Below are 353 nucleotides of genomic sequence, written 5' to 3' on the forward strand. Positions count from 1 at the left end.
GCCGTGCTGCGCAGCAAGCAGCCTGAACTGGTCAGGCAGGAGGTCTGGGGCATCTTGATTGCCCACACACTGCTGCGCCGATGGATGCGCCTGATGGCCCGGCACGCGGGTGTCGAGCCCACCCGCATCAGCTTCCATACAGCGCGCCATGCCATCGTGGGGACGATCAACACGGTGCACCTGGCGCGCGCCGGCACCTTGCCTGCGCTCTTGCAGCGGCTGTTGGAGCAAGCCCGCTACTTCGTGCTCCCGCCTCGCCGCGCCGGGCGGTCATTCCCGCGCGAAGTCAAGCGCTCTCGCAGCAAGTTCCCCACAAAGAAAATGCCAGTCAGATCTTAACTGACTGGCATTGG

1 pseudogene is annotated in these 353 nt (G+C 64.9%); it reads left to right on the forward strand.

The features are described 5' to 3' along the window. Positions 1–339: pseudogene (locus JHD63_RS23190) on the forward strand (IS4 family transposase); the annotation flags it as partial. Positions 340–353 lie beyond the last annotated feature (14 nt).

It is taken from the genome of Xylophilus sp. ASV27 (genome assembly GCF_016428875.1).
Lineage (GTDB): Bacteria > Pseudomonadota > Gammaproteobacteria > Burkholderiales > Burkholderiaceae_C > Xylophilus.